Here is a 20,730-nt window from a genome sequence, read left to right as displayed (position 1 = left end):
CTTTCCCCCTATTTCTTCGGTTTGCCGGTCACCTCTTCGGCCAGCGAGTGCAGCGGCATCAGCGCGGCGGGGTCCCCGCCCACCTTGAGGGCGCGGGCGGTGAGCAGGCGGTACAGCTCGTCCGCCGCCCGGACCAGGCGCGCCGCGCGTTCCGCGGCCGAATCCTCGTCCGGATCGAGTTCGGTGAGCGCCGCCGCGAGAACCTGCTCTGCGTCACGCTGCTGGCGCTGTGCGACCGCCGTGACCAGACCGTCGACCGGGGAGACCAAGGTGCGGCGGCGGTCGGCCGGATCCGGATGCGTGCGCAGGGCGCCCCGCTCACGCAGCTTGGCGACGGCGGCGGAGACGTGGCTCTGCGCGAAACCGGTGCGCGCGGTCAGCTCGCTGATCGACAGACCCGGTGCTTCGACGACCACCGAGATCAGCACGAGATAGATCTCCGGCACCTCGGGATCGGCGTCGTCGCGCATGCCCTGGGACGCCAGCTCCATCAGGTGCTTGCCGAGCAGGTACAGCTCACCGGCTTTCATATCGGAAACGATACATCTAAAACGATGTATCTCGCCAGGTGCCTCCGGGGTGACGGCGAGTGCCGCCACCCCGGCCGGTTCGTCAGCGGCGGCCGCTGAGCGTGGTGGAACCGGCGTAGCGGGCCTCGGTGCCGAGTTCCTCTTCGATGCGGATGAGCTGGTTGTACTTGGCCGTGCGGTCGGAGCGCGACAGCGAGCCGGTCTTGATCTGACCGCAGTTGGTGGCGACGGCGAGGTCGGCGATGGTGGTGTCCTCGGTTTCGCCGGAGCGGTGCGACATCACCACGGAGTAGCCGGCCTTGTGCGCGGTCTCGACCGTGGTGAGGGTTTCGGTGAGCGTCCCGATCTGGTTGACCTTCACCAGGATCGAGTTCCCGATGCCCCGCTCGATACCGTCGTTGAGCAGATTCACGTTGGTGCAGAAGACATCGTCGCCGACGAGCTGGACACGGTCGCCGATGGTGTCGGTGAGCTGCTTCCAGCCGGTGAAGTCGTCCTGGGCGACACCGTCCTCAATGGACACGATGGGGTAGCGCGACGTCAGGTCGGCGAGGTAGGCCACGTGCTCCTCGACGCTGCGTTTGCGTCCCTCACCGGTGTAGTCGTAGACGCCGTCGGTGTAGAACTCGGACGCGGCCGGGTCGAGCAGCAGGGCGATGTCCTCGCCGGGGGTGTAGCCGGACTGCTCGATGGCACGCAGCACGAACTCGAGCGCTTCGTCGGCGGAGCTGAGGTTCGGCGCGAAGCCGCCTTCGTCGCCGACGTTGGTGCCGTGCCCGGCTTTGCGCAGCGAAGCGCGCAGGGTGTGGAACACCTCCGAGCCCATGCGGACGGCGTCGGCGAAGGTCTCCGCGCCGAGCGGGCCGATCATGAACTCCTGGAAGTCGATCGGGTTGTCCGCGTGCGCTCCGCCGTTGATGATGTTCATCATCGGCATCGGAAGCAGATGTGCGAACACGCCACCGACGTAGCGGTACAACGGAAGTCGCTTGGCGGCCGCGGCGGCCTTCGCCACGGCCAGCGAGACGCCGAGGGTGGCGTTGGCGCCGAGCCGAGCCTTGTTCGCGGTGCCGTCGAGAGCGATGAGCGCGCGGTCGACGTCGGCCTGAGCTTCGGCGTCGAGCCCTGCGACCGCCTCGGCGATCTCGGTGTTGACGGCGTCGACGGCTTTGCGGACACCCTTGCCGTGGAAACGGGTCTTGTCGCCGTCGCGCAGTTCGACGGCTTCCTTGGTGCCGGTGGAGGCGCCCGACGGCACGGCGGCCCGTCCGAGCGAGCCGTCCGCGAGTTCGACGTCGACCTCGACGGTCGGGTTGCCCCGGCTGTCGAGGATCTGACGACCGTGGACGCGGATGATCGCGGTCATGTGCACTCCTTGCCTGGTCGCGCCGCCCCCGGTGAGCAGCGGGACGTCCGCGAGGCTAGCAGAGAATCCCTGAATCGATCCCGATCTCTGACCAGGCAATTCAGGTCATGACATAGGACCCAGGGCCCACTCGCACCAGCCAAGATCGGTCCTCGGTCCGACGCGTGCGGATGCCCCGGCGGGATGGACTGGCGAGCGACGTGATCAAGCTCGACGGGAAGAAGACCTGATGATCCAGTTCGACCGGCTCACCAAACGACGAGGATCGGCGACGATCCTTTCCGACGTCGGTTTCGAAGCGCGTCCGGGCCGCGTGACCGGCTTCCTCGGGCCCAACGGTGCCGGGAAATCATCGACCCTGCGGATCCTGCTCGGGCTGGACCGGCCGACGTCGGGAACCGCGCTGATCGACGGCGTCCCGTTCGCCGCGCTGCGCGACCCCCTGCGCAAGGTCGGCGCCGTACTCGACGGCTCGGGAGCACATCGCTCGCGCACCGGCCGGGCTCATCTGAACTGGGTCGCCGCGGCGGGCGGCATCCCGCGCGGCAGGGTGGACGAGGTCCTCGCGGAGGTCGGACTGTCCGCCGCCGCGGGCAAACGCGTCCGCGGCTACTCGCTGGGGATGGGGCGGCGGCTGGCCCTGGCCGCGGCACTGCTGGGTGATCCCGAGGTGTTGGTGCTCGACGAACCGGTCAACGGCCTCGATCCGGAGGGCATCCGCTGGATCCGCGGTTTCCTCCGCGCGCGGGCCGCGGCCGGGCGGACCGTCCTGCTTTCGAGTCATCTCATGGGAGAACTGTCGGAGACGGTCGACGACGTCGTGGTCATCGACCGCGGCAGGATCGTCGCGCGGGGAACACTCACGGAAGTCGTCGGCGGGCACCGAAGCCTGGAGGACGCCTTCTTCGCGCTCACCACGGGGGCGGCGCGATGAGGGTCTATCGGGGAGAACTGCGCAAGCTCACCTCGCTGCCGTCGGTCTGGACCGCGGTCGCGATCGGCGTACTGCTTCCGGCGGCTCTGACGTTCCTCAACGCGAGGGCGGCGGCCAGGCGCGGCGGCAACGTGGACCTCGGGTTCCAGGAACTCGCGTTCGGCGTGGTGGGCGCGATCATCCTGGGCGTCGTCGCGGTGAGCAGCGAATACACCACCGAAGGGGAGAACGCCGGTGGCGGACGGCAGATCACCACGAGCCTCACGGTCGTGCCGTCCCGGTGGCGATTGCTGATCACGAAGCTGGCGGCGATGGTCACCGTGGTCGCGGCTCTGGCGGCGGTTTCGTCGGCCGTCACCCTCACGATCGTCGAAGCGCTGGGCGTGAGCGATTTCGGGCGCCTGCCCGGAGTCGTCCTCTACTGGGTGCTGACCGCCCTGCTCGCGTCCGGCCTGACGTTGTTGACACGCAACGGAATCCTGCCGCTCACCGTGCTGATCCTGAACACGTCGGTGGTCACGGTCACCTACCTGCTCACGAAACTCACGCCGCTGGCCGCGTTCTTCCCCGACCTGGCCGGATTCCGCATGTTCATCGAGCGGGTGGAGCTGCCCGTCCGGCTCTCTCCGGTCACCGGGGGCCTGGTGATGACGGCCTGGGTCGCGGCGCTGCTCGCCGCGGGCTTCCTGGCTTTCCGCGGGAGGGACGCGTGACGGGCGGCCGGGCGATCCGGGCCGAGATCCTCAAACTGCTCAGCCTGCCGGCCACGTCCTTCACCCTGTTCGGCACCTTGGCGGTTTCGGCGATCCTGGCGACCGCGTTCGCGCGACAGGGCGTCTCACCCGTCGGCTACACCCAAGCCGGGTTCCTCGTCCTCGGCGTCGTCGCGGTGACGTCGGAGTACAGCGGGGGTCAGCTCCACCGGACCCTGACCGCCATGCCCCGCCGGATCACCCTGCAGCTGGCCAAAATGGCCGCACTCCTGGTCGTGGCCGTTCCGGCGGCCGTCCTGACCGCGCTGGCCGGTGGACCGTGGTCCGACGTGGTGGGAGCGAGCGCCTACCTCGCGTTCACCACGGTCTTTTCGGCCGCCGTCGCGACGGTCGTGCGGTGGAGTGTCCCGGCGGTGGCCGGGCTGCTCGGGTATTACTTCATCGTGGGCCCGCTTCTCCGGGATCGGGCCACGTTCGCGGACTACCTGCCCGACGCCGCGAGCCACGACGTGCGCTCACTCGGCGGCTCGGCCGTCGTGCTGGGCTGGGCGCTCGTCGCGGTGGGGATCTCCGCGATCACGTTCCACCGGCGGGACGCTTGACCGCGCGCGGGGCCACCAGTCCCAGGTCGTACGCCGTGATCACCAGCTGAGCGCGGTCGCGGGCCGAAAGCTTGCTCAGGAGCCGGCTGATATGCGTCTTGACCGTCTTGACGGAGATGATCAGCGTCTCGGCGATCTCGGTGTTGGACAGCCCACGGCCGACGAAGGTGAGGATCTCGATCTCCCGCTGGGTCAGCCCGGCAGGCGGGGGCGGGCTGCGGTGCGGCGGCGTCGTGACGTAGTGCGCTATCAGCCGGGTGAGGATGGCGGGCGCGAACAGGGATTCGCCGGTGTGCGTCCGGCGGACGGCGGCGAGAAGCTCGTCCGGTTCGGTGTCCTTGAGCAGGAAACCGCTGGCTCCCGCGCGGAGCGCGCCGTAGACGTACTCGTCCAATTCGAACATGCTCAGCACGAGGATCCTGGTCCCGGCCAGGCCGGGGCAGGCGCCGATCTCCTGGGTGGCCACGATCCCGTCCTGGCCGGGCATGCGGATGTCCATCAGCACGACGTCCGGGCTCAGCCGCCGCGCCATTTCCACCGCTTGGATGCCGTCCTCTGCCTGTCCGACGACGACCATGTCCGGAGTGGCGTCGATGATGATCGCCAGGCTGTGCCGCAGCAGCCGCTGATCGTCGGCGAGCAGGACCCGGATCGGTGGCTGTTCGGTCACCGGCGTGCTCCGTCCGGAAGTCGAGCGATGAGGCGGAATCCGGTTCCGGCCGGTGCCGCGTGCAGCTCGCCGCCGAGGATCTCGGCACGCTCCCGAAGTCCGGCCAGGCCGTGGCCGGCACCGGCGGCGGGGGACCAGGCACTTCGCGGCCCGTCGTCCTCGACGGTCACGACGATCGTGTCGCCCTCGCGCCGTAGCTCTACGCGGGCGATCGTCGGTCCGGCGTAGCGCGCGGTGTTCGCGACGGCTTCGCGGACGATCTCGCAGACAGTCGCTTGTATCCCAGGGGAAACGTCCCCGAGTTCACCGACGTCCAGTCGCGGTTCGAGGCCCAGCGGGCGGACGGCCTCGACGATGGCGGGAAGATCCGACAGGTTCAGCACGGGCCGCAGCGGCGCGCCGCGATCGTCAGGGTCGCGAAGCACGGCCAGCATGCGCCGGAGTTCGGTGACCGCGTCCCGGCTCGTCCGCTCGATGTCGACGAGCGCCTGTTCGCGCTCCGCTTCCCGGACTTCTCCTTGAACCCGCCGTGCCGCACTGGCGCGTAACGTGATCACGCCGAGGCCGTGGGAAACGATGTCGTGGAGTTCCCGGGCGATCCGGAGCCGCTCGTGTTGCGTGGCGTGCTCGGCCGCCCAGCCGGTGAGGCGGGCTTCGTAGTCGAGGCGCCGCTTGCGCGCGCGGACCACCGTCCACGTCGTCACGCCGATGGCCGTGGCCACGACGAGAATCGGCACGACGACCGCGCCGGGCCCGTTCGCGCCGACGGCCAGCAGCGCGACCGCGGCCACGACCAGCACCGCCGAGGCGACCAGCCACGCACGCGATCGCCACTCGGGGCGGTCCGGCGGTGTCATCACCGGCCATCGTATTACCGGCGGTGCTCAGGCCGCGTGCGCCAGCGTCAGCGCGCCACCCGCCGCCGAAAGCAGCAGGACGGACCAGCGGACGGCCCGTTCGCCGACCCGGCGGCTCAGCGCCCGACCCAGCAGATCGCCGGCGAGTGCGGCGAACGCGACCGCGAGGAGCACGCTCGCGGGCACCTCCACCCAGCCGAGACTGGGCAACGCGACCAGGCCGAGCAGGAAGAAGTAGATCGACAGCGTGCCGCGGGTCTCGTCCGCGCCCCAGCCCGCGCTCGCCCCGTACACCGCCACGGCGGGACCGGAAAGCCCGGCGACGGAGTTCATCGCCGCGCTCAGCACGCCCGCGCCGACGGCGGCCGTTCTGCCCGCCAGCCGTCTGCTGGTGACACCGCTCGCCAGCACACCGACGGCGAGGACACAGCAGCCGCCCGCGGCGAGCAGGAGCGGCCGTGCCGGGACGTCGCGGACGACGAGCGCGACGACCGGGGTGAACACCACCGCGGGCACCGTCAGCCACGCGACCTGCGTCCACCTGATCGCCCGCCAATGGGTGATCGCGACCGCGAGATAGACCGGGAAGCCGAGCAGCAGGGTGAGCCGGACGGCGTCGAGCGGGCCCAGCGCCAGCGCCAGGAACGGTACGCACAGCAGGGAAAGCCCCATCCCGGAAAGGCGCTGGGCGACGACCCCGGCCGCCGCCGCGAGCGAGGTCATGGCCAGGGTTCCCACGAGTCCATTGTGGATCCGGGTGCGGAGTGGCGGTAGCCGTCGCTTGGCGAAGACGTCATAGCCCAGGGCTATGAGCGGCGAACTGGACCCGTCGAACGCGCGGGTTCTGGCACTTCTGGCCGTTCCAGCCGTGCCGCACGCTCAGCGTCACTGCCTTTGGAACAGACGGGAGCGTGAGATGAAGATCGGTGTCCCTCGTGAAGTCAAGAACCACGAGTACCGGGTCGCGGTGACGCCCGCGGGCGTGCACGAGTTCACTTCGGCCGGGCACGAGGTGTTCGTCGAGCGCGGAGCGGGCGAAGGGTCCTCCGTGCGCGACGAGGACTACGCCGCCGCCGGCGCGAAGGTGCTCGACAGCGCCGACGACGTCTGGGCGACCGGAGACCTCGTGCTCAAGGTCAAGGAGCCGATCGCCGAGGAGTACCACCGCCTGCGCCGCGATCAGCTGCTGTTCACCTACCTGCACCTCGCCGCGAGCGAGCCGTGCACGCGGGCGCTGCTGGACGCGGGCACGACGTCGGTGGCGTACGAGACGGTGCAGCTGCCGAACGGGTCGCTGCCCCTGCTGTTCCCGATGAGCGAGGTCGCCGGACGGCTGGCCCCGCAGGTCGGCGCGCAGACGCTCATGCGCGCCAACGGCGGGCGCGGGGTGCTCATCGGCGGTGTCTCCGGGGTGGCCCCGGCGCGCGTGGTTGTACTCGGCGCCGGTGTCGCGGGGATGAACGCGGTCGCCGGCGCGGCCGGGACCTGGGCCGATGTCGTCCTGTTCGACAAGAACGTCGACAAGCTCCGTGCCGCCGACCGGATGTACCAGGGCCGGATCCGCACCGCCGCGGCCAACGCGTACTCGATCGAAGAGGCGGTGCTCGAAGCCGACCTCGTGATCGGCGCGGTGCTCGTGCCCGGTGCCAAGGCGCCGAGCCTGGTGTCGAACGATCTCGTGTCCCGCATGAAGCCGGGCAGCGTGCTCGTCGACATCTCTGTCGACCAGGGTGGCTGTTTCGAGGACACGCGCCCGACGACGCACGCCGAGCCGACGTTCGAGGTGCACAACTCGGTGTTCTACTGCGTCGCCAACATGCCCGGCGCCGTCCCGCACACCTCGACATACGCGCTGACGAACGTCACGCTGCCGTACGCGCTGGAGCTGGCGAACCACGGTCTGTCCGGCGCCGTCGCGCGGTGCCCGGAGCTGCGCGGCGGGGTCAGCACGGTGGACGGCAGGCTGACGTCCGCGCCGGTCGGCGAGGCGCTCGGAATCGGCTCCGTTTCGCTCGACGACGTGCTCGGCTAGGTGGTGCGGGCGGGGATCCGGAGTTAGGTTCAGATCCCGGCCCGTCGCCGAAAGGGAGGTGCCGTTGCCGCGAACGTTGATCGAAATCGACCGGACGTCCGCCGAGCCGCTCTACCGGCAGGTGCGGCGCGCCATCGAACACGGCATCGCGATCGGCACGTTCGATCCGGCGCACCGGCTGCCGAGCTCGCGGGAGCTGGCCGCCGAACTCAGCGTTTCCCGCAACACCATCAACCTCGCCTACCAGGAGCTGGTCGCCGAGGGGTTCGTGGAGAGCCGCGAGCGCAGCGGGCTGTTCATCAACGCCGAGATGCGCCCGCACTGCGCGGTGCAGGAACGCGGCACCAGCCCGGCCATCGACTGGAGCGCGCGGGTACGCCGGTATCCCGACGCCGGGGTGCCGCATATCGAGAAACGACCGGACTGGCACACCTATCCGTACCCGTTCCTCGCCGGTCAGGTGGATGTCACCGCCTTTCCCGCGCGGTCATGGACCCGCTGCCTGCGCGACGCGCTGTACCGGCCGCACGTGTTCCCGAGCCTGCAGGACAGCGTCGGCTCCGACGACCCGATGCTGGTCGACCTGATCTGCCGTCAGCTGCTCACCGCGCGGGGGATCGAGGCCGACCCGTCGGAGGTCCTGATCACCGTCGGCTCGCAGCAGGGCCTCGACCTGCTCGGCCGCGCGCTGCTCGGGCCGGACAGCGTCGTGGCGATGGAGAACCCGGGCTACCTCGACGCCCGGCACATCTTCCTGCGCACCGGCGCCGGGCTGCGCGGCGTCGACGTCGATCAGAGCGGCCTGCGCCCGCCGGACACGCTCGACGGCGTCGATCTCCTGTATCTCACCCCGAGCCACCACCACCCGACGAACGCGACGTTGAGCATCGGCCGCCGACGACGGCTGCTCAGCCTCGCCGCGAGTGCGGGCACGGTGCTCGTCGAGGACGACTACGACAGCGAATTCCGGTACCACGGCAGCCCCACGCCCGCGCTCAAGGCGCTCGACGGCACCGGTGACGCGATCTACCTCGGCACCTTCTCCAAGTTCCTCTCGCCCGGCCTGCGGCTGGGATACCTGGTCGGCCCGCGCGAACTGGTTCGCGAGCTGCGGGAGATCCGGCGGTACGTGCTGCGGCATCCGCCAGGTCATCTCCAGCGGGCGCTGGCGTTGCTCATCGACAGCGGCGAGTACCACCGCTCCCTTCGCCGGTACCGCACGAAACTGATGCGGAAATGGGAGGCGACCTGCGCCGCGGTCACCGAACACCTGCCATGGACGCAGACGGCGTATCCGCCGGGCGGGGTCAGTCTCTGGATGACCGGACCGTCCGAACTGGACTGCCGGGCGCTGATGGAACGGGCCGAGCGCGACGGCGTCCTGATCGAGCCCGGTGACATCTTCTTCGTCGGGGACGATCCGCCGAAGAACCATTTCCGGATCGGGTTCGCGGCCGTCCCCCTGCGTGACATCGACCCTGGTATCCGTCTGCTCGGTGAGGCCTGCCGCGACCTGATCGCGTAACTGGTACCACCGCGCCGGACCGTTCTGGACCTGTTCAGGCGGCCAGACGTGCCGCAGTGTCTGGGGATCGCTCGTGAGCCAGGACACGTCGCCAGGAGGTCCGTGTGGTGGAGTTCGTTCGAGAAGCCGATTTCGTCGCGCTCGGTGGCACCGTGCTCACCCTGGACGCGGCGGGGAGACGGGTGCGCGCGCTGGCCGCGAGCGGCGGCCGGATCACCGCGCTGGGTTCGGAACGGGAGATCTCCCGGCTGATCGGCCCGGAGACCACCGTGCTCGATCTGGCCGAGCGCACGGTGATCCCCGGTTTCGTCGAATCCCACAACCATCCGGCGTTCTTCGGGATGACGCTGGCCGCGCCGGTCGACGCCGGCAGCCCGCCCAACGACACCATCGCCGACATCGTGGGCCGGGTCGCGCAAGCGGCGAAGGAGCTGGGCCCGGGGGAGTGGATCCGGGGTTTCCGGTACGACGACACGCTGCTCGCGGACGGCCGTCATCCGACCCGCGCGGACCTCGACCCCGTCTCCGGCCGCAATCCCGTGGTGCTGACCCATGTTTCCGGCCATTTCTGCACCGCGAACTCGCTCGCCCTCCGCGAGGTCGGGATCACCGCCGAGACCCCAGACCCGCCCGGCGGGCTCATCGTGCGCGACGCCCGTGGGGAGCCGACCGGTGTGCTCGTGGAGACGGCGGCCTTCCTCGTCACGTCCCGGCTGCCCGGGCAAAGCGCGGGCGAACTGGCCGATGCCCTCCTGCTGGCGGACGAGGAGTACCTCGCCAACGGCGTGACCTCCGTGCACGACACCGGTATCGGGCTCATCGGCGGAGCGGCGGAACTGGAGGCGTACGCGCTGCTGAGGCGCGCCGGGAAGCTGCGGGTCCGGGTGCGCGGCTACCTGTTCGACGGTCTGCTGCCAGGTCTCGGCGAAGGCCGGCCGGAAGCGCCGGAAGCCCAGGTGGACGACAAGTTCGCGATGACGGGGGTGAAGATCGTCGCGGACGGCTCGATCCAGGGCAAGACCGGCTGTCTCGCGGAGGGTTACACCTGCGCTCCGGACGAGCACGGCATGATGCTGCTCGAACCCGCCGACCTCGGCCGCCGGATCGCCGCGCTCGACGCGGCGGGCTGGCAGGTCGCCGTGCACGGCAACGGGGACGCGGCGATCGACGCGATCATCGACGGCTACTCCCGGCTGGGCTCGCCGCGGGGCACCGGCAGGCGGCACCGGATCGAGCACTGCCAGACGGTACGCGAAGACCAGCTTGACCGGATGGCCGCCCACGACGTCCTCGCGTCGTTCTTCATCAAGCACGTCTACTACTGGGGAGACCGGCATCGCGACGTCTTCCTCGGGCCCGAGCGGGCGCGGCGGATCAGCCCGCTGGTCTCGGCCCGCTCGCGCGGAATCCATTTCGGACTGCATTCGGACACCCCGGTGACGCCGGTGCCGCCGCTGGAGGGGATCTGGTGCGCGGTGCGCCGGATCACCAGGCAGGGCAAGGTACTCGGCGCCGAACAGGCCGTGGACGTCGACGCCGCGTTGCGCGGTTACACGATCGACGCCGCGTATCTCGCGGGCGAGGAAGACGTCAAAGGCAGCCTGGAGATCGGGAAACTCGCCGATCTCGCGGTGCTGTCCGGCGATCCCACCACGGTCGACCCCGACCGGATCCGTGAGCTGACCGTGGACGCCACCGTCAGCGGCGGCGAGATCGTCTGGCGGCGCGACACGACGGGAGCACGACGATGATCCGCAGCTGGCCGAGTGTCCTCATAGGACTTCTCGTCCCCGCTTTCGCCCTGCTGGCGGGAATTCTGCTCCTGTCCGGATCGACGGCGTCGGTGCTGGGCATCCCGGTGCTGTTCTTCTGGGTGTTCTGCTGCTGCCCGCTGACCACGCTGTGCCTGTGGATCAGCTGGCGTTTCTTCGACCGCGCCCACTACCCGGAGGACGACTGATGCTGATCGCGATCGTGGCGGTGGTGATGGCGGGCTCGATCGGGCTCGCGGTGTGGGCGGGTCGGTCCACCCGGGGCGGCGGGATCTCGGAATTCCTCGTCGGCGGCCGGTCGTTCCCGGCGTGGCTGGTGTACTTCCTCGCGGTCGGCGAGGTGTACAGCATCGGGACGATGATCGGCTTCCCGAGCGGGATCTACGCGCACGGCGCGAGCTACGGGATCTGGTTCCTCGGCTACATCCTGCTCGCGTACTCGCTGGGCTACTTCCTGGCCCCGCTGGTGTGGCGGGCGGCGAAACGGTACGACGCGATGACCGTGCCCGACGTGTTCGGACGGCATTTCGGCAGCAGGCGGCTCGAGCTGATCACCTGCGTGACGATGCTGATCGCGCTGGTCCCGTGGGGGCAGTACCAGTTCATCGGGCTCCAGGTGGTGCTGAGCAATCTGGGGCTGCGGCTGGATCCGGTGCAGTGCGTGGTGCTGGCGGGCATCGTGGCGTTCGTCTACATCGCCGTCTCCGGCGTACGGTCGCCCGCGTTCGTTTCGATCCTCAAGGATCTCTTCATGCTGCTCGGCGTCGTGCTCGTCGGGGTGGCGGTCGTGATCGCCGCCGGCGGCACCGCGAAGGTCAGCGGACCCGAGGTGCTCAGCGCGGCGCAGACCACCATGGGCGGCTCGGAACTGACCTTCGCGATGACGACGATCCTCTTTCAGAGCATCGTGTTCTACCTCGGCTTCGGTGGCGCGTACGTGTTCCCGGCCCGCTCCGAACGCGCGGTGAAGAGCTCGACCGTGTGGATGCCGATGTACATGCTGATCTACCCGTTCCTCGTGCTGGCCGCGTACTACGGCGTGCGCGCGCATCCGGACCTGAAGAACCCGAACACGGTGTTCATGGTGACGGCCAAGGGTTTGCTGCCCGATTGGCTGCTCGGGCTCGTCGCCGCCGGCGCCGCGCTCTCCGGTGTGCTGGTGCTCGCGGCGACCGCGCTCACCATCGGCGGCATGGTCTGCCGCAACATCGCGCCGAACGTCCCGGCGGCGGCGCAACGACGGTGGACGGTCGTCGCGGTGGCGAGTTTCCTGGTGCTGGCGGCGGTCCTGACCCTCGTCGCGTCGACGTTGATGCTCACGATCCTGAACCTGACCTACAACCTGCTGGCCCAGGTCGTCCCCGGCTGGCTCGCGATCCTCTTCGTGCGCCGGGTGCGGACGGCCGCGGTCGCCGCCGGGATGATCGCCGGGGTGCTGACCGCGATCGCCCTGTACGTCACCGGCGCGACTTTCGGCGGGTTCAACGCGGGTCTGGTGTCGCTCGGGGTGAACCTGGCCGTGGTGGTGGTCTGGAGCCTGGTGAAACCGGACGTGGCGCGGGCGCCGGTGGCGCGATCGGCCGAGAGTGCCCCGGCCGCCGAGGCGGTCCCGTCACTCAGCACGTGACCAGAGACGGAACTCGCGTGATCGAGGACCGAACTCGCGTGATTGGCGGCGGAACTCTCGCCTCGCGGGTGATGCGCCTCCAATCACGCGAGTTCCGCCCGGAATCACGCGAGTTCCGGCTCCAATCACGCGTGATCCGGTTAGCTTGACCGGGTGCGCCACGAGCGCAGGGCGAGGCGCCGCGTCGCGGGCCGGACCTCTTCGATCACTTGACTCCCGTACACCGCCGTCGCGACCGAACGTTTCAGGTCGCGGCACCGCCTGAGGACGTGGGGCGGGAACCCGGTACCGGTCGGCCGGTCCGGGGTTCCGCCCTCCTCGGCGTCGAACGACGTCCAACCCGAACCGAGGTCGATGAGGCTGCGATGCTTGGTCGTGTAGTACCCGCGCGACACGCTGAACGCGAGACCGCTCGCGCCGGCCGCGGCGGCGACGAGATGCAGGTGGTAGCGGCTGGAGATCCAGGTCTGCCCGGGCGCCAGCGGCAGGCCGTGACGCCAGATGTCGCGGAACGGGTGGAATTCGGCACCGGCGAGCTCGTGTTCCAGCAGCGCCGGAACGGCGCGGTCGACGCGGGGAATCCCTTCGACGACGGCGAGTTGCTCGGGGTGGACGTCCCAAGCCCGCAACAAACCCAGCACCTGGGCGGCCAGCACGGACGGCTCGAAGGCGCCGATGTCGGATTGGACGCACAGCACGAATTCGCGCGCCTGCGCGGCGGGTCTCTGCTCGGGTGGTTCCAGGAAGACGTCGTCGCACGTGCGGACGACCCCGGGCAGCAGTTCGGCCGACGGATCGTCGCGGACGTCGACGACGTCGAAACGGTCGGCGAGCGAGCGGAGGAGATCGGTGGCGCCGGGCGGGAACGGCGTCAGTCCCTGCCCGGTCATGGCGGTGCGGGCCCCTGACCGCCGGGCGGCGGCCGCGGCGCCCGCGAGCAGTCCGATGTGCCGCGGCCACAACGCGTTGAGGTAGCCGCCGCCGATCAGGTGCAGCACGTCGGTCCGGCCGAGCAGGTCGATGCCCGCGTCCCAGCGTGGCGCGAGCCCGGGGTCGTTCACCGCCGACTGCACCCAGTTCGCGACTTCCCACGGATCGTCCGACGGCGCTTCACCGCACAGCCGCCACAAGGTGTCCGTGCACCGGAGGCGCGGGTGCAGATCGTTCAGCAGCAGTTGCGCGGGCCCCGGCGAGTGGGTGTCGAGCCAGACGTCCGCCTCCGGCTCGGTCCGTGCCAGATACCGGAGCCAGGTCGCCGCGATCAGCTCGTCGCCGAAATTCGGGAAACCGCTCGGGCCGATCAGATAGTGGCGACGGCGGGGACGCGACGCGCGGGCGGGGGATTCGTTTCCCCCGCCCGCGCTTCCGTCGAAGGTCACTGCGCGACGGTGATCTGCGTGTCCAACGCCTTGTCGCCCTGCGCCTTTTCGTTGCCGGTCGCCTCGGTCTTGACGCGGTCCTTGGCCACGCCCGCCCCTTCGAGCGCGGCGGCGATCGCTTCCGCCCGCTTTTCGGAAAGGGCCTTGGACTTTTCCGCGTCGGGGTAACCCGCGTGCGTGGCGACGGCGATCTTGACGTCGTTGCCCTGCATGGCCTTGGCGATTTCACCGAGGGCCGATTTGCTCTTTTCGGACAGTTCCGCACTTTCCGTGGTAAAGGTGATCGGTGACTGCTGCAGCGCCTGCTGGATCGCGGCGGTCACCTTCTGGGCCGCCTCGCCGCCGGCCTGGCCCGCGTCACCGGTAGCCGCTCCCGACGAGGCCGAAGCGTCGGCGCCGGAGGACGGCGCGCCCGCCGCACTCGAAGCGGTTCCATTCGTGCCAGAAGACCCAGCCGCACCGTTTTCGCCTTCGGAGCCGCACGCGGCCACGAGGCCGGCCACGATCGCCACGCCCGTCACCGTTCGGGCAATTGTCCTGCGCATGAAGTTCGAACTCCCTTTGGCCGTCTCCGCATTGGCTGACGCCAGGGATACGAACACGAAAGGACTAAAAGCGCCAACCGCGAGCGAGTGCGTCCCTCGGACGTCGTCCGCGGCCGAAGCGCGGATAAATCGCTTCGACCAGGAAACTCGTTACAGCCATGGGCCGGTGAAGAGATCGGCAAGTCCACCCGAGTGAGCGACCGTGAGCGTCGTCTCTTCCCGGTCGAGGCGGATTTTCCTTACCTGGTCGAAGGAAATCGCGCCGGACTCACCCACCCGTCGCCCCCGAGTTGCCCCGCGAGGCGAATGCACTTTGATGGAAGTCAGGCGCCGGATCGACGGCGTACCGAAAAGTGAGGAGTTCTCATGGGTATCGACTTCGAAGGCATGAAGGACAAGGTGAGCGGGGAGCACGTCGACAAGGCCGCCGATTTCGCGAAGTCCAGCTTCGGTGAACACTCCGACAAGATCGACTCGGCCGCCGACAAGGCGAAGGACTACCTCGGTGAGTCCGGTGGCGAGCAGCAGAACGAGGGCCAGCAGGATTCACCGCAGGGCCAGTAATCCGAGGACGTCCCGGAACGGCGCGTACCCGGACGTGACCGAAGTGTCGAGCACTCGCGAGCGGCGGTAGAAGGGGCTGAGGTCGAGGCCGACGCCGACCCCACGGATCTCGACGGTGCTTTCCTCCCGCAGCACCGTTTCCCGCAGATGCTCGTCCAGGTAGTGCGGATCGTTCGCCAGGTTCGTCGCGCTGTCCATGGGGCTGCCGTCGGAGAGGACGAGCAGGATCCGGCGTGCTTCGGGGCGCGCGCGCATCCGGGCGCAGGCCCAGGCCACCGCCTCACCGTCGATCCCTTCGCGGAACAGATCGGCTTTCAGCAGCGCGGCGAGATCGGGGCGTGCCCGGCGCCACGGCGTCTCGGCGGCCTTGAACACGAGGTGGAGTCGTTCGTTGAGCCTGCCGGGATGCCGTGGGCGTCCGGCCCGGATCCAGTCCCGCCTCGGCCTGCCCCCGTTCCAGGCGCCGGTGGTGAACCCGAGCACTTCGCAGGTCGCCCCGGCGAGTTCGATCGAGCGCGTGAAGAGGTCGACCAGCGCGGCGACGGGTTCCGCGTGCGCGGTCATCGAACCCGAGCAGTCGATCAGGAACGTCACGAGTGTGTCCGCCACCGGTTCGATCCGCTCGGTGCGGAAGATCCTCCGCTCCGTGGGGGAACTGATCAGCTGCGCCAGGGTCCGGCCGTCGAGGAGGCCTTCCTCCTGCGCGCCGTCCCAGCCGTCGCGCGCCGGTTCGGCGAGCACCGCCTTGAGGTCGCGTGCCAGCCGTCCCGGTCCGACACCCTGCCTGCCGACGCGCCGATCGAGCCGCTCGCGGAGTTCGGCGAGCATCGCGGGGCGGACCAGCTCCGACGCCCGCTGTTCACGGTCATACGCGGTGGTGTGGACCCGGTACGCCGCACCGGATTCACCCAACGTCCGGCTGGTGCCCGCGGTCGCGACGGGAATCTGTTCGCCGTGGCTCTTGTCGAAGTCGATCACGAGGCTGAACCGCGGGTCGGTGGGATCACCCTCGTTCTCGGCGTCCTGCTCGGCGCCGGCGAGCAGGACGCCGGTCGTCCGGGCGATCGCCAGCGCGTGTTCGGCGAACGCCTTTTGGTCCGTCCGGTGCCGTCGAAGCCCGGCGAGGTCGTGACCGAGCGAAGGCGCCAGCGCGAATCTGGTCGCCTCGATGAGATCCTCGGTCTCCTCGACCACCGGTTCACCGGTGATCCGCGACCGGCAGATCTGCGCGACGGTGTACAGGAGCAGTCCACGCGCGGTCTCGGTCAGCCCGGACCGGTGGAACTCCAGTGACCAGCGCAGATGACGCAGTCGCAGGTTCCGGCGCATGCCCGGCATGTCCGCGGGCGGGAGCGACTCGACGCGGAACTGTTCCAGCAGCTCGAAAATCCCGCGCTCGGCCGGATCGCTCGGGCTCAGGTAGCGGTGTAGTGCGGCGTCCGAGGTGGTGAGACGCAAGGCGATCCCGTCCGCGATCCCGCGGGACGACATCAGATCGTCGTCGGCGGACTGACGCAGATGCGGCGCGTGCAGGGGAAGCGGCTCGCGTCCCCGATGCAGCCGCCGCGCCCGGAAATGCAGGGCCGGGTCGCCGCTGAGTGCCCGGACCGCGGCCGCGCACAGTTCCTCGACCTGGTTGCGGCGCCGGGCTTCCGCCTGCCCGGCGGTCATGCCGAGAGCAGGTGGAGCTCGTCGTCGAAGCAGCGCTGGAAGTACTCCGCCACCATGTCGCGCTCGGCTTCGTCGCATTTGTTCACGAAGGACAACCGGAAGGCCGTCGCCGGATCACCGAAGATCTCGATGTTCTCCGCCCAGGTGATCACCGTGCGCGGGGACATCAAAGTGGACAGATCACCGGCCTGGAAACCCTTGCGGGTCAACGCGGCGACCGCGACCAGGGACGCCGCGAGGGTTTCCGGGATGCCGGGCACCCTGGCCCGCACGATCGCGATCTCCTCGGTGGCGGGCAGGTAGTTCAGCGACGCCACGATGTTCCAGCGGTCGATCTGCGCGTGGTTCAGCCGCTGCGCGCCGTGGTAGAGCCCGTTGAGGTTGCCCAGCCCGACCGTGTTGGCGGTGGCGAACAACCGGAACGACGGATGCGGCCGCAGCACCCGGTTCTGGTCTGTGAGGGTGAACTTGCCGTCGCGTTCGAGGACCCGTTGCAGCACGAACATCACGTCCGGGCGGCCCGCGTCGTACTCGTCGAGCACCAGCGCGACCGGCCGCTGCAACGCCCACGGGAGGATGCCCTCCTGGAACTCGGTGACCTGCTTGCCTTCGCGCAGCACGACCGCGTCGCGGCCGACGAGGTCGAGGCGGTTGAGGTGACCGTCCAGGTTGACCCGCACGCACGGCCAATTGAGCCGCGCGGCGACCTGTTCGATATGGGTCGACTTCCCGGTGCCGTGCAGCCCCTGCACCAGCACGCGGCGGTCGCGGGTGAACCCGGCGAGCAGCGCCAGCGTCACGTCCGGGTTGAAGCGGTACGCCTCGTCGACCTCGGGGACGTGCTCGGTACGTTCGCGGAACGCGCCGACGACGAGATCCGAATCGATGCCGAAGACGTCACGTACCGGGAGCCGAAGCTCGGGGATCATGAGAACTCCTTACGACGGAACACTTTCCGGTTCGGACCCGCCCTCGGTGTCGACGCTGCTGATCGCCTCGGCCGCGCGCTGAAGCGCAGGGAGCGTCTGCAGGGCCTTGTCCGGCGTCAGCCGCATGACCGGCGCCTGCACGGCGACGCAGAGGTTGGCGCGCCCCGGCACGAGGACCGCGACGCACACCAGACCGGGCAGGAACTCCTCGTCGTCGAGGGCGAACCCGTCCCGGCGGACGCGGGTGAACTCGGCCTCGAGCACGTCGAGGTCGGTGATGGTCTTGTCGGTGTACCGCTTGAGCGGCGCGTGCGCGAGCAGCTTCCTCCGCTGCGATGGGCTCATCTGCGCGAGGATCATCTTGCCGCTGGCCGAGCAGTGGATCGGCACCCGCGAGCCCGGCCGGAGATAGAACCGCAGCGGCTCCGGCGTCTCGACCCGGTCGAGGTACACGATCTCGTTGCCGGACAACGTGGTCACGTTGCAGCTCTCGCCGAGTTCGTCGACGAGGTGACGCAGGACGGCGTGCCGGGCGCCGTGGTGGGTGGCGTTGAGGAGCAGGTTCTCCGCGAGCCGTCGCAGCCGGTGACCGGTGCCGTAGTGGCGTCCGTCGGCCTGCCGGATCAGCAGACCCGCGCCTTCGAGCTGTTGCAGCATGCGGTGCAGGGTCGGTTTCGGCAGGCCGGTCTCCTCGACGAGACCCTGCAGGGAGACCAGCTGATCCTTGGCGGCGATCAGCTCGAGCAGGGAGAACAGCCGCATGGTCGGCGTGTCCCCGTTGATCGGATCGGGTTCGCGAAGCAGCTCCATGTTCCGAAAAGTAGCACAAGGAGTCTCGGTTTCCAGAATCTAACGTTGACGCTGGGGCGACTGCGTCCTATCGTCGGTTGCATCCTGATTTCAGGAACGCCACGTACCGATTTTTGTAAATCTCGCCTGTCGAAGGAGCGGAACATGACGGAACGGAAGACGGGTGACGGCCGCGTGGTCGTCAGCGGCCGGAAGAAGATGACCCCGTCCGAGGCCTTCGTCGAGACGCTCGTGGCGAACGGCGTCACCGACATCTTCGGCATCATGGGGTCGGCGTTCATGGACGCGATGGACATCTTCGCGCCGGCGGGGATCCGGCTGGTACCGGTGGTGCACGAACAGGGCGCCGGGCACATGGCCGACGGCTACGCCCGGGTGAGCGGCAGGCACGGTGTCGTCATCGGGCAGAACGGCCCCGGTATCAGCAACTGCGTGACCGCGATCGCGGCCGCGTACTGGGCGCACAGCCCGGTCGTCATCGTGACGCCGGAAGCGGGCACGATGGGCACCGGTCTCGGTGGCTTCCAGGAGGCCAACCAGCTGCCGATGTTCCAGGAGTTCACCAAGTACCAGGGGCACGTCAACAACCCGAAGCGGATGGCCGAGTACACCGGCCGCTGCTTCGACCGCGCCCATTCGGAACTCGGCCCGACGCAGCTCAACATCCCGCGCGACTTCTTCTACGGCGAGATCGAGGCCGAGATCCCGGAACCCGCCCGGCTCGACCGCGGCCCCGGCGGCGAACGGAGCCTCGACGAGGCCGCCGCGCTGCTGGCCACGGCGGAGTTCCCGGTGATCATCTCCGGCGGCGGCGTCGTGATGGCCGACGGCGTCGAGGAGTGCAAGGCGCTCGCCGAACGGCTCGGCGCGCCGGTGGTGAACAGCTACCTGCACAACGACTCGTTCCCGGCGAGTCACCCGCAGTGGTGCGGGCCGCTGGGGTACCAGGGTTCCAAGGCCGCGATGAAGCTCATTTCGCAGGCGGACGTCGTGATCGCGCTCGGTTCGCGGCTCGGCCCGTTCGGCACCTTGCCGCAGCACGGCATGGACTACTGGCCCAAGGACGCGAAGATCATCCAGATCGACGCCGACCACAAGATGCTCGGCCTGGTCAAGAAGATCACCGTCGGCATCTGCGGTGACGCCAAGGACGCGGCGGTCGCGCTGACCAAGCGGCTGGCGGACCGGACGCTGGCCTGCGACTCCACAAAGGACGCTCGCGCGGCGAAGATCAAGGCGGAGAAGGACGCGTGGGAGGCCGAGCTCGACGCCTGGACGCACGAGACCGACCCGTTCAGCCTCGACATGATCGCGGAGCAGGAAGGCGAGGAGGGCAACTGGCTGCACCCGCGGGAAGTGTTGCGGGAACTGGAGAAGGCCATGCCGCCGCGGGTGATGGTGTCGACCGACATCGGCAACATCAACTCGGTCGCGAACAGCTATCTGCGCTTCGAGGAGCCGCGCAGCTTCTTCGCGCCGATGAGTTTCGGCAACTGCGGCTACGCGCTGCCGACCATCATCGGCGCCAAGGCCGCGGCGCCCGACCGGCCCGCGATCTCCTACGCCGGCGACGGCGCGTGGGGGATGAGCATGGGCGAGATCATGACCGCGGTGCGCCATGACATCCCGGTCACCGCGGTGGTGTTCCACAACCGGCAGTGGGGCGCGGAGAAGAAGAACCAGGTCGACTTCTACAACCGCCGGTTCGTCGCGGGCGAGCTGGAGAGCGAGAGCTTCGCGGGGATCGCCAAGGCGATGGGCGCGGAAGGCGTCGTCGTGGAGAAGCTCGACGAGGTCGGCCCCGCGTTGCAACGCGCCGTCGAGGCGCAGATGAACGAGGGCAAGACCACCGTCGTCGAGATCATGTGCACCCGCGAGCTGGGCGACCCGTTCCGCCGCGACGCGCTGTCGAAGCCGGTGCGGTTCCTGGAGAAGTACAAGGACTACGTGTAGGCCTCGGTTTGCGCGTGAAGGCCCCCTTCCCTCGGCTCAGCCGCGGGAAGGGGGCCTTCACGCGCTGGTGGCGTCGGTCGAGTTGGGCGTGAGCGAAGGCGTGACTCGCGTGATCAGAGACGTGACTCGCGTGATTGGAGGCCGCACTCGTGTGTTTCGCCTCTGATCACGTGAGTTCCGTCTTCGATCACGTGAGTGGCGCCGCCACTCACGACCAACTGGACCCATCGAACGTCGCCGCTCTGGTGCTG

Annotated in this window: 20 protein-coding genes; 10 read left to right on the top strand and 10 right to left on the bottom strand. The window is 69.3% G+C overall.

The window, feature by feature from the left end; genetic code table 11:
* Positions 1–8: 8 nt before the first annotated feature.
* Together DMC64_RS28480 and eno are read right to left on the bottom strand one after the other, a co-directional pair.
* Positions 9–530 carry a MarR family winged helix-turn-helix transcriptional regulator gene (locus tag DMC64_RS28480; protein WP_125736016.1) on the bottom strand — a complete coding sequence of 174 codons (522 nt, stop codon included), beginning with the start codon at positions 528–530 and terminating at the stop codon, positions 9–11.
* A gap of 82 nt (positions 531–612) precedes the next feature.
* Positions 613–1,896, bottom strand: a complete 1,284-nt coding sequence (eno, locus tag DMC64_RS28475) for a phosphopyruvate hydratase (protein ID WP_125736015.1) — start codon at positions 1,894–1,896, stop codon at positions 613–615.
* 229 nt (positions 1,897–2,125) lie between these two features.
* On the opposite strand from eno, the gene DMC64_RS28470 reads away from it, so the two are divergent.
* The 3 genes from DMC64_RS28470 to DMC64_RS28460 are packed head-to-tail and all read left to right on the top strand — an operon-like array spanning position 2,126 to position 4,145.
* Positions 2,126–2,830, top strand: a complete 705-nt coding sequence (locus tag DMC64_RS28470) for an ABC transporter ATP-binding protein (protein WP_125736014.1) — start codon at positions 2,126–2,128, stop codon at positions 2,828–2,830.
* Positions 2,827–3,543, top strand: coding sequence for an ABC transporter permease (locus DMC64_RS28465; RefSeq protein WP_125736013.1), 717 nt, complete (start codon positions 2,827–2,829; stop codon positions 3,541–3,543). The genes DMC64_RS28470 and DMC64_RS28465 overlap by 4 nt, the downstream gene beginning before the upstream one ends.
* The gene (locus DMC64_RS28460) at positions 3,540–4,145 is read left to right on the top strand and encodes a hypothetical protein (RefSeq protein ID WP_125736012.1); all 606 of its coding nucleotides are present in this window, start codon (positions 3,540–3,542) and stop codon (positions 4,143–4,145) included. Before DMC64_RS28465 ends, DMC64_RS28460 begins: the two co-directional genes overlap by 4 nt.
* On the opposite strand, the gene DMC64_RS28455 is transcribed toward DMC64_RS28460, so the two are convergent.
* Genes DMC64_RS28455 through DMC64_RS28445 form a run of 3 tightly spaced genes read right to left on the bottom strand, consistent with a single transcriptional unit; the run spans position 4,120 to position 6,410 of the window.
* On the bottom strand, positions 4,120–4,815 hold the full coding sequence (locus DMC64_RS28455) for a response regulator transcription factor (protein ID WP_125736011.1): 696 nt from the start codon (positions 4,813–4,815) through the stop codon (positions 4,120–4,122). The genes DMC64_RS28460 and DMC64_RS28455 overlap by 26 nt on opposite strands.
* Complete coding sequence (locus DMC64_RS28450) at positions 4,812–5,672, bottom strand: sensor histidine kinase (protein WP_233629845.1); 861 nt, start codon at positions 5,670–5,672, stop codon at positions 4,812–4,814. The genes DMC64_RS28455 and DMC64_RS28450 overlap by 4 nt, the downstream gene beginning before the upstream one ends.
* A gap of 27 nt (positions 5,673–5,699) precedes the next feature.
* Entirely contained in the window at positions 5,700–6,410 is a 711-nt protein-coding gene (locus DMC64_RS28445; RefSeq protein WP_233629844.1) for a sulfite exporter TauE/SafE family protein, read from the bottom strand.
* A 178-nt stretch (positions 6,411–6,588) separates the two neighbouring features.
* Between DMC64_RS28445 and ald the strand changes: the two genes are divergently transcribed.
* From ald to DMC64_RS28420, 5 genes are all read left to right on the top strand, one after another.
* Positions 6,589–7,704, top strand: a complete 1,116-nt coding sequence (ald, locus tag DMC64_RS28440; RefSeq protein WP_125736009.1) for an alanine dehydrogenase — start codon at positions 6,589–6,591, stop codon at positions 7,702–7,704.
* Positions 7,705–7,768: 64 nt separating this feature from the next.
* Positions 7,769–9,229 (top strand): PLP-dependent aminotransferase family protein, encoded by a 1,461-nt coding sequence (locus DMC64_RS28435; protein WP_125736008.1) that lies wholly within the window; start codon positions 7,769–7,771, stop codon positions 9,227–9,229.
* Between the two features lie 104 nt (positions 9,230–9,333).
* Positions 9,334–10,980, top strand: a complete 1,647-nt coding sequence (locus DMC64_RS28430) for an amidohydrolase (protein WP_125736007.1) — start codon at positions 9,334–9,336, stop codon at positions 10,978–10,980.
* Positions 10,977–11,189: a DUF3311 domain-containing protein gene (locus tag DMC64_RS28425; protein WP_125736006.1), complete on the top strand. Its 213-nt coding sequence runs from the start codon at positions 10,977–10,979 to the stop codon at positions 11,187–11,189. Before DMC64_RS28430 ends, DMC64_RS28425 begins: the two co-directional genes overlap by 4 nt.
* Positions 11,189–12,628, top strand: a complete 1,440-nt coding sequence (locus tag DMC64_RS28420; RefSeq protein WP_125736005.1) for a sodium:solute symporter — start codon at positions 11,189–11,191, stop codon at positions 12,626–12,628. The genes DMC64_RS28425 and DMC64_RS28420 overlap by 1 nt, the downstream gene beginning before the upstream one ends.
* Before the next feature lie 140 nt (positions 12,629–12,768).
* Here the strand turns inward: DMC64_RS28420 and DMC64_RS28415 are convergent, their stop codons facing one another.
* Both DMC64_RS28415 and DMC64_RS28410 read right to left on the bottom strand, forming a co-directional pair.
* Complete coding sequence (locus tag DMC64_RS28415; protein ID WP_125736004.1) at positions 12,769–14,007, bottom strand: polysaccharide pyruvyl transferase family protein; 1,239 nt, start codon at positions 14,005–14,007, stop codon at positions 12,769–12,771.
* Positions 14,004–14,609 (bottom strand): OmpA family protein, encoded by a 606-nt coding sequence (locus DMC64_RS28410; RefSeq protein WP_233629843.1) that lies wholly within the window; start codon positions 14,607–14,609, stop codon positions 14,004–14,006. The genes DMC64_RS28415 and DMC64_RS28410 overlap by 4 nt, the downstream gene beginning before the upstream one ends.
* A gap of 309 nt (positions 14,610–14,918) precedes the next feature.
* Between DMC64_RS28410 and DMC64_RS28405 the strand changes: the two genes are divergently transcribed.
* Positions 14,919–15,116 (top strand): Rv0909 family putative TA system antitoxin, encoded by a 198-nt coding sequence (locus DMC64_RS28405; protein WP_125736003.1) that lies wholly within the window; start codon positions 14,919–14,921, stop codon positions 15,114–15,116.
* On the opposite strand, the gene DMC64_RS28400 is transcribed toward DMC64_RS28405, so the two are convergent.
* From DMC64_RS28400 to DMC64_RS28390, 3 genes are read right to left on the bottom strand one after another with little or no spacing between them, the layout of a single operon-like run.
* Entirely contained in the window at positions 15,099–16,787 is a 1,689-nt protein-coding gene (locus tag DMC64_RS28400; protein WP_125736002.1) for a cobalt chelatase, read from the bottom strand. The genes DMC64_RS28405 and DMC64_RS28400 overlap by 18 nt on opposite strands.
* Positions 16,784–17,716 (bottom strand): AAA family ATPase, encoded by a 933-nt coding sequence (locus DMC64_RS28395; protein WP_125736001.1) that lies wholly within the window; start codon positions 17,714–17,716, stop codon positions 16,784–16,786. The genes DMC64_RS28400 and DMC64_RS28395 overlap by 4 nt, the downstream gene beginning before the upstream one ends.
* Positions 17,717–17,725: 9 nt before the next feature.
* Positions 17,726–18,526 (bottom strand): IclR family transcriptional regulator, encoded by an 801-nt coding sequence (locus DMC64_RS28390; RefSeq protein WP_125736000.1) that lies wholly within the window; start codon positions 18,524–18,526, stop codon positions 17,726–17,728.
* A 144-nt stretch (positions 18,527–18,670) separates the two neighbouring features.
* On the opposite strand from DMC64_RS28390, the gene xsc reads away from it, so the two are divergent.
* A complete protein-coding gene (xsc, locus tag DMC64_RS28385; RefSeq protein ID WP_125735999.1) occupies positions 18,671–20,479 on the top strand; it encodes a sulfoacetaldehyde acetyltransferase in 1,809 nt (602 codons plus the stop codon).
* Positions 20,480–20,730: the final 251 nt, after the last annotated feature.

Source organism: Amycolatopsis sp. WAC 04197, assembly GCF_003947475.1.
Taxonomy (GTDB): Bacteria; Actinomycetota; Actinomycetes; order Mycobacteriales; family Pseudonocardiaceae; genus Amycolatopsis; species Amycolatopsis japonica.
This window is presented reverse-complemented; position numbering and strand designations above follow the sequence as displayed.

Coding starts and splice junctions, on each gene's coding strand:
- DMC64_RS28480 (WP_125736016.1), bottom strand. CDS start 530: ATGAAAGCCGGTGAGCTGTACCTGCTCGGCAAGCACCTGATGGAGCTG.
- eno (WP_125736015.1), bottom strand. CDS start 1,896: ATGACCGCGATCATCCGCGTCCACGGTCGTCAGATCCTCGACAGCCGG.
- DMC64_RS28470 (WP_125736014.1), top strand. CDS start 2,126: ATGATCCAGTTCGACCGGCTCACCAAACGACGAGGATCGGCGACGATC.
- DMC64_RS28465 (WP_125736013.1), top strand. CDS start 2,827: ATGAGGGTCTATCGGGGAGAACTGCGCAAGCTCACCTCGCTGCCGTCG.
- DMC64_RS28450 (WP_233629845.1), bottom strand. CDS start 5,672: ATGACACCGCCGGACCGCCCCGAGTGGCGATCGCGTGCGTGGCTGGTC.
- ald (WP_125736009.1), top strand. CDS start 6,589: ATGAAGATCGGTGTCCCTCGTGAAGTCAAGAACCACGAGTACCGGGTC.
- DMC64_RS28425 (WP_125736006.1), top strand. CDS start 10,977: ATGATCCGCAGCTGGCCGAGTGTCCTCATAGGACTTCTCGTCCCCGCT.
- DMC64_RS28420 (WP_125736005.1), top strand. CDS start 11,189: ATGCTGATCGCGATCGTGGCGGTGGTGATGGCGGGCTCGATCGGGCTC.
- DMC64_RS28405 (WP_125736003.1), top strand. CDS start 14,919: ATGGGTATCGACTTCGAAGGCATGAAGGACAAGGTGAGCGGGGAGCAC.
- DMC64_RS28400 (WP_125736002.1), bottom strand. CDS start 16,787: ATGACCGCCGGGCAGGCGGAAGCCCGGCGCCGCAACCAGGTCGAGGAA.
- DMC64_RS28395 (WP_125736001.1), bottom strand. CDS start 17,716: ATGATCCCCGAGCTTCGGCTCCCGGTACGTGACGTCTTCGGCATCGAT.
- DMC64_RS28390 (WP_125736000.1), bottom strand. CDS start 18,526: ATGGAGCTGCTTCGCGAACCCGATCCGATCAACGGGGACACGCCGACC.
- xsc (WP_125735999.1), top strand. CDS start 18,671: ATGACGGAACGGAAGACGGGTGACGGCCGCGTGGTCGTCAGCGGCCGG.